Origin of the sequence: Mesorhizobium sp. M7D.F.Ca.US.004.03.1.1, from assembly GCF_003998635.1 — a bacterium.
Classification (GTDB): domain Bacteria; phylum Pseudomonadota; class Alphaproteobacteria; order Rhizobiales; family Rhizobiaceae; genus Mesorhizobium; species Mesorhizobium loti.
On sequence record NZ_RZQG01001740.1, the window covers coordinates 1 to 506 of the forward strand.

Annotated in this window: 1 protein-coding gene; it reads right to left on the minus strand. The window is 64.2% G+C overall.

Annotated features, from left to right (window positions below):
- Positions 1-475, minus strand: a 475-nt coding sequence (locus EN935_RS39800) for an AAA family ATPase (RefSeq protein WP_164771918.1), incomplete at its 3' end; no start/stop codon positions are given.
- Positions 476-506 lie beyond the last annotated feature (31 nt).

The window sequence follows — 506 nt, forward strand, 5'->3', positions numbered from 1 at the left end:
CCTGCGGCTTGGCCTGGATCAGCTCGCCGATGCGGCCCTGGCCGACCATGGACGGCGAACGCGCGCCGGTCGACTGGTCGGCGAACAGAAGCTGCACGTCCTTGGCGCGGGCCTCCTTGCCGTTGATGCGGTAGAGCGAGCCGGCCTCACGCTCGATGCGGCGCGACACCTGCAATTCATCGGCATCGTTGAAGGCGGCAGGCGCGGAGCGATCACTGTTGTCGAGGAAAAGTGTGACTTCGGCGGTGTTGCGTGCGGGCCGAGTGCCCGAGCCGGAAAAGATCACGTCGTCCATCCCGGATGCGCGCATATTCTTGTAGGAGCTTTCGCCCATCACCCAGCGCAGCGCCTCGACAAGGTTCGACTTGCCGCAGCCATTTGGCCCGACAATGCCGGTCAGTCCGCGTTCGATGACGAACTCGCCGGGCTCGACGAAGGACTTGAAACCGAGGAGGCGAAGGCGCGAAAACTTCATTCGCGCCGCCCACTAAGCGGATTTCCGTGGT